Genomic DNA, 13,540 nt, shown 5'->3' with positions numbered 1-13,540 from the left:
TGGACGGGTGTGGGAACAGCAATGTAGGAACGCACACGAGTGAATCGCTAGGCAAGCCGCAATTGCTTCAGTATCTCATCCCTCCTTCCGAGGCCGCCGATAAACCGCTCGAACCGTCCATTCTTGTACAGCGCCAGCACCGGGAGAGAGGAGATCTCGAGCTCGGCGGGGATTTGATAGTTCTCTTCGACGTTCATCCTCAGAATCAGGAGACGGTCCCCGACTTCCGCCTCCAATTGTTCGAGCTGGCGCATGAGCGCACGGCACGCTCCACATCCGGGCTGCCAGAACTCGACGAGGACGGGGACCCGCGCTCCCTCAATCACACGATCGAACTGCCGGTCATTGACGTCCTGCATTATGACACCATGAGGGCAGCAAAGACTTGCGCGTACAACAGCTCTGCAATGAGGTGATAACCGTCCGTGTTGAAATGCAGGCCATCGTTGGAATAGCGCGCCGCGAGAAGGCCTGTGCCGGGTTCCGAGGTGGCGGTGAACAGATCGACACAGGGCAGCGAGTGGGTCGAACAGTACTCTTCAAGTGCCGCATTGACCGTTCGGCGTCGCGCGATGTGGTCCCTGAGCCAGGCGGCCGCCTCGGCATCTGCGCCTGACGTTGCCCGCAAGGATGGCACGGTCAACGCAACGGGCTGAATCCCGGCTTCGTGTGCGCGTTGGTACATCAGAAAGAGATTCCGCGTGATCTCCGGTATCGGCACATTCCAACCAAGGTCGTTCGTTCCGCCCAGAATGACGACATAGTCCGGCCGCCGAGCGAGAACGTCCTTCTCGAATCGCGCCACCATCTCACCGGTCAACTCGCCGCAGATACCTGTCACGATCACGCGGGCCCTATCTCCGAGCCGATCCTGCAAAAAGCCGCCATACGGCGTCTCCGTTACCGATAAGACACCGGGCGGCGGCGACTGGTAGCCGACCGTCAGACTGTCACCAAAGCATACGATGGAGCGAGGAGCCGGAGGGCTAGTCATAGCGGGATCGCTCCTTGACAAAACGTGTTCATCACCGTCTCAAAAATTGACAAACTTTGGCTTGCCGACGAAACTTTCCAACAGCAAGAACGGGCAACGACATACGCATGCCAGTTTTCAGAACTACATTGCATTCTTCAAGGGTCCCTACAGCGATGCTTGAAAGCGCCGACCAATGACGACTTCCACAGGAGAGCAGAGTCCTTCGGTACCCGAACAGGTCGATTCGAACGAACTGCAAGCTATCAAGCAGCTCCTCGGCCTGCTGGATAAGACGTTCAAGACCGTCCGCACCTATGGACCGAACAACCCGGTCGCGCAGAAGTTCTTTCAGCAGTTCTATAGCTACCTTACGCTACAACTCGCCGCTCACGACGTTCTGCAATTTCTCGTGCAGCGAGGGGAATTGTACTACAAGGGCCAGGCGGTGTACCGATCGTCCACTCCCACCGAAAACCTCGCGTTCAAGCTCCACGCCGACGGCATTCGCGAATTGTCGTTTCACAAAGGGCTGAGCCAGGACGACCTCCAATATTTTCTGCAAGCGGTCTGGGGAACCTATGACGCGGAGGCGTCGGACGACGATATCGTGACGCGACTCTGGGAGAAGAATCTCTCCACGATCTCTTTCATTACCGCCGAAGAAATCATCAACACGTCAGATGCCGGCGCTTTTCTCACCCCGCAGGACGCTGAGACACTCAACGCCGCGCCCTCTAACTTGCGCGCTATCGCGGAACAGGAGCGCCGACACCATCAGGCAGATCGCCAGCAAGAGGACAAGAGCGGTCAGGGACAAGGGGTCCCGGCGTATGAGATTTCCGAGACCGACCTGCAACGACTGGCGGAGGAGATTGCAGCGGAGTCCGCTCGGGACAGCGTCACGTATTTGCTCGATATGTTGACCGCCATTCTCGCCAGCGAGCAGTCGCCCCTGGTTCTCGATCGGCTGCTCGGCCTCTTCTCGGAGATTCTCGATACGCTGACGAAGGAAGGCAACTGGAAGCTCCTCAACACCTTCGTCAGCTTGCTGCGGGAGGCGCAGGAGCTCTGTCCCAATTTGAGTGAGGCCCACAAGCAGAAAGTGGCCCAGCTGTTCGATTCGCTCAGTCGCGCCGATCGCTTAAAAACGATCGAGGCCGTCCTCAACGCGTCGCCGAACACCGCGACCGATGACCTGCACGCCTTGCTGTTGTTGCTGAACCCTCATGCCACCCATGGCCTCTGCGTGCTGATGGCGAACTTGAAGCACAAGGAACATCGGATGGTCGTCTGCGACGTCCTGATGGCGCACGCGAAACACAACCCAATGCCGCTGATCAAAGGCCTGTCCGACGCGCGATGGTACGTCGTTCGCAATCTGGTGTACGTCATCAGCAAAGTCGGCGATGAGCAAATGGTCAAGCACTTGGAGCCGCTCGCGACGCACGCCGACGTGCGCGTCCGGAAAGAAGTGTTGCGGGCCGTGCGGACGCTATCGCAGACGAAGAAAGCCGATCGCTACATTGCCTTTCTCAACGACACCGAGGAATCGATTCGATTGATGGCGCTCAAGACCTTGCTCTCGGCGGAGTACACGGCGTCATTTGATGCGTGGGTGCCGATTGTGACCGCGCCGACGTTTCACGATCGTCCTGTCGCGGAACGACGATCCGTCTTCCAGGCCATGCGGCAGACGGCCGGCGAGGCATGTGTCCCGTATTGGCAACAACTAGTGACCTACCGGGCATGGCGACATCGAAAGCGACACGAGGAAGCCGCCGTGCTTGCGGCTGAGGCCCTCGGCGCCTTGAAGACCCCCGCCGCCGCTGCCGTGCTCCGGATTGGTCAACGTCGCTTCAACAAAACCATTCGCCGGGCGTGCAGTAACGCACTCACAATCGTACAGCAGGCACCTTCCCGAGGAGCAGCACAGCCATGACCGAGAAGACCAGCACCCCGGTGTCTTCAGGATCGGAGGCGACGACCACCGAACAGCCGCTGCTGACGCACGAAAAGTCGCTCACCGGAAAGATCGGTCAGGGTTCCGAGGCTCACGACATCCTCGATCAACAAATCCTGTGGCTGGGCTCCCAATGCGTGGCGCAACTGTACTCGTTGTTCCGCACGGTCCGCATTCACGACCGCGGGAACGCCGCCCTCAACCAGCCTGTCAACGCGATTCTCAAAATCGTGAAGACGCTCGGGCAGGACCGCCCCGTCATCCTCCGGTTCCAAAACGACTTTCTGTTCTTGGGCGAGATGCACTTGAAAATGAACACGCAGCAGCTCGCCGTCTTCACTGGTTTGATCGACCTGCTCACCAGTTGGAAGATCGGTTCGATCTCCTTCGCGGCCGACCTTACGGCCGAAGAGCTGCGCGAGTTTGCGTCGTTGTTGATGTCGAGCGATCCCGCGAAAATTACCGTCTTCGAGCTGCAACAGGACATGAAGCAAGCCGGGATTACGCACATCGAGATCGAAGAAGCCAAAACCGGCGGTGCTCGAAAGACCGAGCACCGTGCCCATACGAAAGCCTTGGCGAAGAGCAGCTATGCCGGAGCCGGCAAGGCGGTGCAGGCGCTCGTCCAAAGCGTTCGGGAAGGCAAGCGGCCGAATTTCAAACTCGCCAAACGGGCGATCGAAAACCTCGTCGATCTGATGAAATATGACGAAGCGACGATGCTCGGTTTGGCGACCCTCCGGTGCCACGACGAATATACCCACAATCATTCGGTCAACGTCTGCGTCTTGTCCCTTGCGCTCGCCAACAAGGCCGGCTATCCGCGGACCGAGCTGGCCGACGTCGGCCTCGCCGCACTGTTTCATGACTCGGGCAAGGCTTCCATCCCGCTCGAGGTGCTCAACAAGCCGGGAGAATTCACGGACGAGGACTGGCAGGTCATGCGGAGCCACCCGACCGAAGGGGTCATCAACATGATCCGCCTGCGGGGGATTGCGGACCTGCCGGCGCGCATGGCGGCTGCGTCTTTCGAACACCACATGAATCTCGATTTTTCGGGGTATCCGAAACTCAGCGTCCCGTGGACCCAGTCGCTTACTGGCCGCATTCTGACAATCGCCGATTGTTACGATGCCATGACGTCGTCGCGGGTGTACCGCCGCCAGCCCATGCCGCCCGAGAAGGTGTTGAAGATGATGCTGAGCAAGACCGGGCAAGCCTTTGATCCGCTGCTCCTGAAATTGTTCGTGAACTGCATCGGCATTATTCCGATCGGCAGCCTCGTCATGCTCGATACCAATGAGCTTGCCGTCGTCCTCCGCCCACATCCGGAGGCCGAATTCGCCCGGCGTCCGATTGTCAAGGTGGTCGGCGATGTCGACGGCAACCCGATCGATGGACCGGAACTCGACCTGTCCGAGAAGGACCCAAGCGGCCAGTATCGGCATTCGATCGTCCAGCTTGTCGACAATACGGAGTACCGCTTCGACACCAGCCGCTATTTCCTCTGACAGCACCCCGCCTCATCTCTACTGAAAACCGCTCAGCGTTTGCTTGACACGCTGTCGTCGGAACGTTATTCTCGCCGCGTTTTCCGCTATCGAAGAAGAAAAGGAGACTTTATGCGCGAGATTCAGCCGAGAGCCACGTTCACAATGCTGTCCGCCGCCATCCTGGCTCTCTTGGTCCTCACGCCGCTTGGGTCGCTAACCCGTGCCGCCGAGACCTTCAAGATGGGCGTCGTTGATCCGCAAGCCGTGTTGGAGAAATCCAAGGCCGGCAAGCGGGCGCTCGACACGTTGAAGGAATATGCCTCCACCCGCCAGAAGCTGCTCGCCGGCGACGAGGAGGAGTTGAAGAACTTAGAGAAGCAACTCAAGGAGCAGGACGCGTCGCTCAGCGAGCAACAGAAGCGGGACAAGCAGAACCAGTTTCGCAGCAAGCTGCAGGACTATCAGCGGCGGGCGCAGGAGTTCAACCAAGAACTCGGGGCCAAGCAGAAAGAACTCGTCGATGAATACATGAAGAAGATCCAGGCGGCCACGAAGGCCGTCGCGGAGAAAGGCGGGTTCACGCTCGTCGTGGACAAAGGAAGCGAGAACACGATCAAGATCGTGCTCTACAACCGCGATACCCTTGATCTGACCGACCAAGTGATCAAGGAATTCGATCGCCAAAACAAGTAAGCGGTTCGCCTCGGACCCACATCTAGCCATTCATCACGTCAGCCCGAACGGCGTCAGCTCGACGCTGAAACCCCTCATCCTTTGGCGCCAACGTGTGGATGACCAATTCGATCTCGGCCGGTCCGTTCACCCCAAGGCCCAACGCTCTTGCCCGCTTGATCTGACGCTGCTCCCACACCGATCCGCCCTCGACCTTCGGCCACGCGCCGTATGAACGAATGAGGGCGAGGGCGACCACGTCGATCGCCACCCGGTCCCCGCTCGCGAGAACGATGTCCGCGTCCGCCGGTGTCCCGCTCGTCGGCCCGCCGGCGATCATCATCGTCGTGGCATCCGCAATCGTGAGATGAGGATGGACGGCCAAGTTCAGTTCGGCGATCTGTTCGTGCCAGCGTCCAGAGAGAAATCGCAGGGACGGGCGATACCGGGGATGGATGATGCCGACGAGATTCTTAAGGCTGCACGAATAGTGAGCGAACTTGTGCGTCTTGACGACAGGCACGTTGATGAACAGGTCCGCATCGTACACCGGCTGCGACACGCAGTACTGACGCATGGACGCCGCCGCGGGCGGCTCAACTCGTACCCAGGGCTCCTCTTCCAGCGTGAGCACACGAACGCCGTGTGACGCGGCCACCTGTCGGAGGCCCGTTTCCGTCAAGTTGTCTGACGTCGGGAAGCGCAACATTCCGGAGCTGTCTGCGACGATCAACTCTGCTGGATCCGTCTGCTTCACCAGGTCGAGGACCGCGCTTAGCACAGCGGGACCCGTCGTGCTGGGTGGCGGCCGATCGTTCACGACGTTGGGCTTGATGAGGATCCGCTTGCCGGAGGGATACAACCGTTCCAGTCCACCGAGACGCGCGAGCGCCTCACGCACGAGCACCGCGGGATCCGGGCCATGGATCATCACCACGAGCGCCTTGCCATCCTGCTGAAAGAGGTTCACCGGGAGGGCTTTGGGCGGAACCTGCGGGGCGTCGGGTTCAAAGAGCAAGGTTGAGAGCAACGACCGCGGGGCGAAGGCGAGCGCCGACATCAAACCGACGCCGAACAGGAGACGCTGAAGCAAATCGCGTCGGGTCATCGAAGGGGACCGGACACGGTGTGAGAAACGCGGGTCTCCAGTAACGCATCGCTGCGTCGAATGCGGGGCATGTGACGGCTAGTCGGTTGGGCCTGATTCCAATGGATAGCCGGCTTCCCGCCACGCTCTGATGCCGCCGGCCATCGATGTCACGTTCGTGTATCCCATCTGTCTCAGGCTGTCGGCCGACAAAGCGGAACGATAGCCGCCACCACAGTACAGTACGATGTCGGTCGATTTGTCCGGGATGAGGCTTTCAACGTCGGCGCCACACGCGCGATCCTTGGCATATTCGTGATCTTCGCGGACATCGATGAATTCGAACCGTTCCCCGCGCTCCCGTTTTGCCCGCACCTCATCGATGGTGCACTCGCGAATACGTCGACGGGCCTCCTCCACGAGGCGGAGAAATCCAGGATTGTGCGTCATCGTGTCATCAGAAAAGTGTCGTTTGTACCGTTTCAGGCCTGCGAAAAGTGGTCACGGTCTCTTCATCGGCGGCATCGGGAAAGCCGGCTTTCCGCCGTCCGACTTCGAAGAGTTGCTCGATCACGCGCCAATGATGGCCCTGTCCTTGATAACGGCGGAAAAAGTGTCCGTCCGATAGCGCGCCGCCCCGAACATCGCGGATCCGGGAAATGATTTTCTCAATCCGCTGGGGAAACGCCTCGGCCATCCGTTCAAGAAACACATCCCGCACGCTCCCTGACAAGCGCAGGAGCACGTACACGGCATCACTCGCGCCTGCCTCGCGTGCCCGGCGCAATAACTCCGGAATGTCGTCTTCGTTGAGGCCCGGGATCACCGGCGCGATCGAAATGCCGGTCGGGATGCCGGCCTCCGACAGCGTGCGGAGGGCCGCGAAACGTTTCTCCGGGGACGGGGTATGCGGTTCGACCTTTCTTGCGGTCTCGGCATCGATGAACGGAATACTGAAATACACGCGCAGCGAGGCGGTCCGGTGGAGCCGCTGCAGCAACTCGACGTCCCGAACGATGAGCGCCGACTTGGTGATGATGCGGACGGGATTGCAAAATTCCGCACAGACGGCAAGACACGCCCGCGTCAATCCGTAGGAGGCCTCGAGCGGCTGGTAGCAGTCGGTATTGCCCGAGAAGAGAATCACTTCGCCTTTCCATGAGGGGCGGAGAAAGGCCTTTCGCAGCAACGAGGCCGCGTCACGCTTGATGAGAATCTTCGAGTCGAAATCCGTGCCGGCGCCGAAGCCCCAGTATTCATGCGAGCGGCGCGCATAACAATACGCGCACGCATGGAAGCAGCCGCGATACGGATTCACGCTCCAGCGGAAGGGAAGATCGGGGCTGTCGTTGCGGCTGAGGATTTCGCGCGTCGCATCTTCCAGGATCTCGACACGGGCCTCCGGCGGCGGTTCCAACAATTCACGATACTGGGACTCGAACGGATTGGGAGGATTCCTGACCGCACGCATGGCGTATGGTGGAATTCGCGATACTGATTGTCAAGCACGACGAACCATCACGCCCAATGTCTCGCGCAATTGACTCCTCGGGGACCGGGTGTTAGATTGCGCACCTCAAAATCCGCTGACTTCTGAACGATGCACGATCCCCGTCTCCTCCGCGATCAGCTCGACACCGTCCGCGCACAACTCGGTCCGCGCGGTCGAGATGTGCCATGGGAAGAACTCGGCAAACTGCTGCAGGAGCGGAAAAGCCTGACGGCGAAGATCGAAGACCTCCGCCATCAGTTGAAGACCGGTTCCAACGAGATCGCGCGTCTCAAACGCGAGAAGCAGCCCGCCGACGAGGCGATGGCAAAGATGAAGGTCGTTGGAGACCGGATCGGCGAGTTGGAAACACAGGCGCGAGACCTCGAAGAACGGCTCGCCGAACTGGCGCTCCGCGTGCCGAACGTGCCCCACGCCTCGGTCCCGGCGGGATCGGACTCGAATGACAATCAAGAGATCCGGCGCTGGGGCGAACTCCCGTCTCTGTCGTTCGTGCCGAAACCCCATTGGGAGATTGGCGAGGCGCTCGGCATCCTGGATTTCGAGCGGGCCACGCGCATGGCCGGTGCGCGGTTCGTCGTCGTCTCTGGGGTCGGCGCCCGACTCGAGCGGGCCCTCATCAATTACATGCTGGATATGCACACCGAACGCCACGGCTATCGGGAAGTCCTGCCGCCATTGATGGTCAATCGCGCCGCGATGACCGGCACGGGACAGTTGCCGAAGTTTGAAGCCGATCTCTTTGCGCTCCGTGACGATCCTTACTTCTTAATTCCGACGGCCGAAGTCCCCGTGACGAATCTCCACCGCGAGGAAATATTGAACGAGAGCGACTTGCCGCTCCGCTACACCGCGTACACGCCGTGCTTCCGGCGAGAAGCGGGCTCTTATGGCAAGGACACGCGCGGCTTGATTCGACTGCATCAGTTCAACAAAGTCGAGTTGGTGGTCTTGACGAGACCGGACAATTCCTACGAGGAACTCGAATGCTTGACGGCGGCAGCCGAATCGATCCTTCAGGGGCTGCGCCTGCCGTATCGCGTGGTGGCATTGTGCACGGGTGATCTGGGTTTCTCCGCTGCGAAAACGTACGACCTTGAAGTCTGGCTGCCGGGACAACAACAGTTCCGCGAAATTTCGTCATGCAGTAACTTCGAGAGCTTCCAAGCGCGTCGGGCCAACATCCGCTTTCGCCGTCCGGCGGCAAAGGGCGACGCCAAAACAGAATTCGTCCATACGCTGAACGGATCGGGGCTCGCGGTCGGTCGCACGCTCCTCGCAATCCTCGAAAATTATCAACAGGCAGACGGCTCGGTGATGATCCCGAATGTCCTGCGTCCATATATGGGCGGCCTGGAGCGCATCACACCGCCAGCCGCTTCTTAGCCGAATGCTTCCCGGGTTCCAATTCATGGTCCCCCCTCCCCTGCCCACCGCCCGCGCCACGCATGTCGGTCTGTACCGACAAGGGCCCTCGCTGAATATCCGACATGCTGCTTTTTCTGTCCAATTTACAGTGCTTTCATGCGTAAGTCCCTCGAGCCGCTTCTGGATGACGCGACCTTCTACCGGGAGGTATTTCGCGTCTCGAACGACGGCATTGCGATCATCGACCCGCAAGGCCGGTACCTCGCCCAAAACGATGCCCACCGCCGCATGCTCGGATACGAGGATTACGAACTTCGAGACCAAACGCCTGCGATCCATGTTGGAGAAGAGGAGTTTGGGAAGATCGCTGCAGAGTTGAAAGCGCGTGGTTCTTATCGCGGGGAGGTCATGAGCCGGACGAAAGCCGGCGAGGTGATCTCGCTCGAACTCGTGGCCTCGGCCATCACAAACGACAGCGGCGAGACGGTGGCGTATGTCGGCATCAAGCGCGACATCTCACTGCGCAAGCGGTACGAAGCGGAAATCCAGCGTCGCTACGACGAACTCCGCTTGATCTATAACCTCACGCAAACCGTCATTCAGGCTTCCGATATTGAAGAGGTGTACAAGGCGGCCCTCGCTGCTATTCAGCAAGGGTTACGCGCCGACCGCGCTTCCATTCTGCTGTTCGATGCGGACGGCGTCATGCGGTTCAAGGCGTGGACCAATTTGTCCGATGAATACCGCTCGATCGTCGAGGGCCATTCACCGTGGCGTGGAGACGAATCCGCGCCGCAGCCGATTGTCATATCCGACGTCGCGGGTGATCGATCCGTCGAAACATTGCGCGCCACGCTCGCCCGCGAAGGCATCGCGGCCTTGGGGTTTTTCCCCCTGCTGTTCCAACGGAAGCTGCTCGGGAAGTTCATGGTCTATTTTGGCACCCCGCATCAGTTCTCGGTGGAAGAGATCGAGCTGGCGCAAAATATCGCGAACCATATTGCGTTCTCGCTCATTCGGAAACAGACGGAACAACTCCAACATCAGACGTCGCACATTCTGCAAGCGGTGATCGAGGCGTCTCCGCTCGCCATCGTCGCGATCGACGGCAATGGCGGCGTGATGATCTGGAATCGCGCCGCCGAACGCCTCTTGGGATGGACGTGCGATGAGGTCATCGGTCATCCTCCGCCTCACCTCCCTGAGGAGAAACGCGACGAGCTTTTCGCCTATCTTCACAAGGCCATGAATGAGAATACGACGACGGCAATCGAGACGAAACGCGTGCGCCGCGACGGGCGCCTGCTCGACGTGGCGTTGCATTGGGCGCCGTTGAGAAACCTCCACGGCACGCGGCTTGGCATACTCGGGATCATTGCCGATATCAGCGACCGCAAGCAGTCCGACCGGGAACGCGAACGACTCCTTGCCCAACTGCGCTCAGAACACGATCAACTCATGGCGACGCAGCATGAGCTGAACGAGCGCGTGAACGAATTGGAGAAGTTCGAAGAAGTCGTGGTCGGGCGGGAATTGAAGATGATCGAATTGGAAAAGGAGGTGCAGCGCCTCCGCCAGGCCTTATCGCGTGAGACCGACCGTTCGGAATCTCGCTGACACTCGTTCCATCGCGCGCGAAGACCGATGACCTACTGTCTCACACTCCTGACACCTCACTGGCGGCGCAAGATGACTCCCTGTATACTCGACGCTCATCACGGAGGGGTGACGGAGTGGCCGAACGTGCCGGTCTTGAAAACCGGAGACGGGGTAACCCGTCCGCGAGTTCAAATCTCGCCCCCTCCGCCATTGTTTCCGGCCAAAATCGAGGTTTTTCCCCCTGAAGTGTGGCCAAACTGTGGCTAAACTCGGTTTTGACACTCAACGCCGCCAGTTTCTTCAGCCCCTCGGCCAGATCGGCTTCGCTCACGATCGCATACCGCCGATAGTCTGCCTCGGTCAGGTGTCCGGTAATCTTCATGGCGACTGAGCGCGGCACCCCTGCCCGTTCGAGATTGCGGACTGCCGTTCTCCGAAAATCATGGGGGATGCGTTCCGGCACACCCGCCGCCTTGCACGCCGTTTCCCATCGCCGATAGAGGGCCTTCGGGTGAATCGGCTTGACGGTCCCACGGTCCGACCAATAGAAGACCCACGGGATAGCATGGTCTGATGTCAATTCGAGGGACAAGGTCTTCTCCCAGTGCGATCCGAGGAGCTGCGCCAACTCTGGCAGGACCCTGAACGGCAGCACGTAGCCTTGCCAGCCGCGTTCAGCTTTGATCCAGTCGCCGCCGATGAGATTCATGACCTCATCGACGGTCGTCTTGCGGACCGTGAACCGGAACCACCCGATCGGGAGCAAGAACCCGCCCATCCCGTCCTCCTAGAATTGCGCCCCAGTCTTACTAAACGGGGACGAGTTGCCGCTGTGCGGCGCGAGCGGCTGGCGCCGCCTCGCCCCGCCAGTCGTCCCTTCTCCGCCATCCCTTCCTTCTCGAACTTCGCCAAGACATGCCGGCGATCGATCCGCAGCATGTGGCACACCTTGACTACTCGGAGTTCCCCTTTCCAATAGGCCCGCCGAATCGACTTCTCACTGACCCCCAGTTCGCGGGCCAGTTCTCTCACGCTCACGAACCATCGAGATGCTTCACTAATGCCTTCCATTAAGAAAACTCCGTGTTGATGGTGGCACCCTACACAAACGTCATCGACGAATGAAGGTGGACAGCTGTGGACAGGAGGGGACAGGCAGTAAGCGAGGCGCTACTGTGACTTCGTTATCGCAACCCACGAGGACGAGAGCGGCCAGGACTGCCGCGGCAATCATCGCAATAGGAGTCCTGACCCCATCGCCCCACGGAATTCATGGCATGCAAAAATTCATGCTTGCACGTGTGCCACAATCGAAAAAATTATGGCCCTACTCACTAGGGCCAAACGGCCGGCTTGACATGCTTCGCATCGCTCTCGATACAGAGGTCAAAGATAACATAGGAGGGATACGTACAATCCGCCAAAGGTCTTACAGCACGGCTCTGTCGTTCCCTGGAGTCAGCGAGAGAAGTGTAGTAACGAGGAAGAGAAGGTTAGGCGGACCTTAGGACGGGTGCCAAGTTTGCGAGGGAAGTACCAGCGAGGCAGAGGGCATTTACGGAGCCCCTCCGTTGCCTTTTAGGATGCGAAGCTGTTCCCGCAGGTCCGCGTTCTCTTCCTCCAATGCGAGCATCTTCAGTTTGCGATCGGCCACCGCATCTTCAAAGGCTTTCAGGTCCTCGACGCACCGTGCCAGTTGCTCTTTCACCCTTTTAGCTCATCGCTCAGTGCCTGAACCTGCTCGACATCACGGAGCGCTCCTTCAAGCTCCGCCTTCGCGGCCCGAATCGCTTCCGTTCGAGTAGCTAACGCGACAAAACATTGCACTTTAGCTCGTGGCGACCCGGGATCGGGCGGCTTGATCAGGAAATCCACTGCCCCAAGGTCATAGGCTACGGTTATCGCGCGTGGGCCACGCTCACCCCCAGTCAAAAAGAGGATGGGGGGGTATCCCGGAATTTCGCTCGTTGCCGGATCAGCGCCGCTGTTTCGTAGCCATTCATACCTTTCATTTGGACATCGAGGATAATGGCTGCGACTTCATGGTGAGCAGATACTTGAGCGCCTCTTCCCCGGAACGCGCCAAAACAATATGGTGGTTGCGACCCCCAAGCAATGCCTGTAGAGCATGGAGCGTCCCTTCGTCATCATCGACCACGAGTACATCGATCGCCGAAGAGTGTTGGCGTTGGACGGTTGGAAACTTAAACCTTTCGAGCCAGGTTCCATCCTCCGTTCATACCGCGATCCGATAGGCCCTCGGATTGTCCGACTGCGTTCCGCCTGAACCCTGCCAGTACGTGACCTTCCGTATTGTTATCTCCATCTCCGGACGCTAATCTTCACCTCCGATTGGCTAGAAGGTATCGTTATGTCGTGTGAAATACCCCTCCCCGTCATCCTCGTAGTAGACGACAACCCTGACGATCGGGCACTCCTGAAGCGAGCCTATGCGAAGCACCATGTTGACGTCGCTGTAACTGAAGTGTTTGGGACATCACAATTCGATGTGAGCCTTCAGGCCGGCGCCTTTGCTTTGGTCATTACTGACTATCATCTTCAGTGGACGACAGGCTTGGATATTCTGCAACGGGTGAAAGCTCGTTATCCGCACTGTCCCGTGGTGATGTATACGGGGACGGGCACAGAGGAAGTTGCTGTCCGGGGTCTCAAGGCCGGATTACACGACTATGTCGTCAAATCGGAGCGAGGCGTGGAGGAGGTTGCCCGAATTACGGGACATATTCTCCAGGAGCAGAAGGCGCGGGCTCGCCCGTCACAGGTGTTGTTGGTGGATGACGACCGGAGCACCCTTTATGCCCTAGTGTCCTGTCTCTGAAGTGCGCTGACAAAATCGAGCCACGCTGGCCAGGAT

At 59.2% G+C, this 13,540-nt stretch carries 12 protein-coding genes, 1 tRNA gene and 1 pseudogene; 7 read left to right on the top strand and 7 right to left on the bottom strand.

Features of this window, described 5'->3' with window-relative positions; all coding sequences use genetic code 11:
- Positions 1–47: 47 nt before the first annotated feature.
- Both AC1U7K_RS15700 and AC1U7K_RS15695 read right to left on the bottom strand, forming a co-directional pair.
- Positions 48–359 (bottom strand): thioredoxin family protein, encoded by a 312-nt coding sequence (locus AC1U7K_RS15700; RefSeq protein WP_480252490.1) that lies wholly within the window; start codon positions 357–359, stop codon positions 48–50.
- Positions 359–994, bottom strand: coding sequence for an SGNH/GDSL hydrolase family protein (locus tag AC1U7K_RS15695; RefSeq protein WP_480252489.1), 636 nt, complete (start codon positions 992–994; stop codon positions 359–361). Before AC1U7K_RS15695 ends, AC1U7K_RS15700 begins: the two co-directional genes overlap by 1 nt.
- A gap of 175 nt (positions 995–1,169) precedes the next feature.
- Here AC1U7K_RS15695 and AC1U7K_RS15690 point away from each other — a divergent pair, with 175 nt between their 5' ends.
- The 3 genes from AC1U7K_RS15690 to AC1U7K_RS15680 all read left to right on the top strand — a co-directional run bounded on the left by AC1U7K_RS15690 (position 1,170) and on the right by AC1U7K_RS15680 (position 5,122).
- The gene (locus AC1U7K_RS15690) at positions 1,170–2,915 is read left to right on the top strand and encodes a HEAT repeat domain-containing protein (protein ID WP_480252488.1); all 1,746 of its coding nucleotides are present in this window, start codon (positions 1,170–1,172) and stop codon (positions 2,913–2,915) included.
- Positions 2,912–4,447 (top strand): HD-GYP domain-containing protein, encoded by a 1,536-nt coding sequence (locus tag AC1U7K_RS15685; protein WP_480252487.1) that lies wholly within the window; start codon positions 2,912–2,914, stop codon positions 4,445–4,447. The genes AC1U7K_RS15690 and AC1U7K_RS15685 overlap by 4 nt, the downstream gene beginning before the upstream one ends.
- Before the next feature lie 111 nt (positions 4,448–4,558).
- Positions 4,559–5,122 (top strand): OmpH/Skp family outer membrane protein, encoded by a 564-nt coding sequence (locus AC1U7K_RS15680; protein ID WP_480252486.1) that lies wholly within the window; start codon positions 4,559–4,561, stop codon positions 5,120–5,122.
- 22 nt (positions 5,123–5,144) lie between these two features.
- On the opposite strand, the gene AC1U7K_RS15675 is transcribed toward AC1U7K_RS15680, so the two are convergent.
- From AC1U7K_RS15675 to AC1U7K_RS15665, 3 genes are all read right to left on the bottom strand, one after another.
- Positions 5,145–6,209 carry a DUF362 domain-containing protein gene (locus AC1U7K_RS15675; RefSeq protein WP_480252485.1) on the bottom strand — a complete coding sequence of 355 codons (1,065 nt, stop codon included), beginning with the start codon at positions 6,207–6,209 and terminating at the stop codon, positions 5,145–5,147.
- Positions 6,210–6,287: 78 nt separating this feature from the next.
- Positions 6,288–6,638, bottom strand: a complete 351-nt coding sequence (locus AC1U7K_RS15670) for a rhodanese-like domain-containing protein (protein ID WP_480252484.1) — start codon at positions 6,636–6,638, stop codon at positions 6,288–6,290.
- A 7-nt stretch (positions 6,639–6,645) separates the two neighbouring features.
- A complete protein-coding gene (locus AC1U7K_RS15665; RefSeq protein ID WP_480252483.1) occupies positions 6,646–7,659 on the bottom strand; it encodes a PA0069 family radical SAM protein in 1,014 nt (337 codons plus the stop codon).
- 129 nt (positions 7,660–7,788) lie between these two features.
- Between AC1U7K_RS15665 and serS the strand changes: the two genes are divergently transcribed.
- The 3 genes from serS to AC1U7K_RS15650 all read left to right on the top strand — a co-directional run bounded on the left by serS (position 7,789) and on the right by AC1U7K_RS15650 (position 10,875).
- Positions 7,789–9,084, top strand: a complete 1,296-nt coding sequence (gene serS, locus AC1U7K_RS15660) for a serine--tRNA ligase (RefSeq protein WP_480252482.1) — start codon at positions 7,789–7,791, stop codon at positions 9,082–9,084.
- 138 nt (positions 9,085–9,222) lie between these two features.
- Positions 9,223–10,683 (top strand): PAS domain S-box protein, encoded by a 1,461-nt coding sequence (locus AC1U7K_RS15655; RefSeq protein ID WP_480252481.1) that lies wholly within the window; start codon positions 9,223–9,225, stop codon positions 10,681–10,683.
- 102 nt (positions 10,684–10,785) lie between these two features.
- Positions 10,786–10,875: transfer RNA gene (locus AC1U7K_RS15650), tRNA-Ser, on the top strand.
- A 133-nt stretch (positions 10,876–11,008) separates the two neighbouring features.
- On the opposite strand, the pseudogene AC1U7K_RS15645 reads toward AC1U7K_RS15650, so the two are convergent.
- Together AC1U7K_RS15645 and AC1U7K_RS15640 are read right to left on the bottom strand one after the other, a co-directional pair.
- Positions 11,009–11,374 (bottom strand): annotated as a pseudogene (locus AC1U7K_RS15645) (tyrosine-type recombinase/integrase); the annotation flags it as partial.
- An 846-nt stretch (positions 11,375–12,220) separates the two neighbouring features.
- Entirely contained in the window at positions 12,221–12,373 is a 153-nt protein-coding gene (locus AC1U7K_RS15640) for a hypothetical protein (RefSeq protein WP_480252480.1), read from the bottom strand.
- 663 nt (positions 12,374–13,036) lie between these two features.
- Here AC1U7K_RS15640 and AC1U7K_RS15635 point away from each other — a divergent pair.
- Complete coding sequence (locus AC1U7K_RS15635) at positions 13,037–13,504, top strand: response regulator (protein ID WP_480252478.1); 468 nt, start codon at positions 13,037–13,039, stop codon at positions 13,502–13,504.
- The last annotated feature ends 36 nt before the right edge of the window (positions 13,505–13,540 follow it).

The sequence above is a fragment of the Nitrospira sp. Vd2 genome, assembly GCF_979581665.1.
This window is presented reverse-complemented; position numbering and strand designations above follow the sequence as displayed.